Source organism: Pantoea sp. SIMBA_079, assembly GCF_046940275.1.
In the GTDB taxonomy this organism is placed as follows: domain Bacteria; phylum Pseudomonadota; class Gammaproteobacteria; order Enterobacterales; family Enterobacteriaceae; genus Pantoea; species Pantoea borealis.
Map to the genome: position 1 here is coordinate 1 of NZ_JAWRYR010000399.1, position 266 is coordinate 266.

General features: G+C 77.1%; 1 pseudogene. It reads left to right on the forward strand.

Annotated elements, in window-relative coordinates:
- Positions 1-266 (forward strand): annotated as a pseudogene (locus SB719_RS20535) (hypothetical protein); the annotation flags it as partial.

Genomic DNA, 266 nt, shown 5'->3' on the forward strand with positions numbered 1-266 from the left:
GAGTCCGCCGCCGCCGCGACGACGACGACGGCGTCAGCGCCGGTCGCCGCGCCGCGTGCGCCCACGACCGCCACCGTCGGCCAGCCGGCAACGCCGCTGCAGGTCGGCGCGCACGCCCCGCCGTCGCCCGGTCTGGGCGGCGCGTTCATCGCGCTGTTGCTGGTGCTGGGCCTGATCCTCGGCATGGCCTGGCTGCTCAAGCGCATGCCAGGCAGCGGCTTCCGCCAGGCCGACGGCCTGCGCGTCGTCGCCAGCATTCCGCTCGG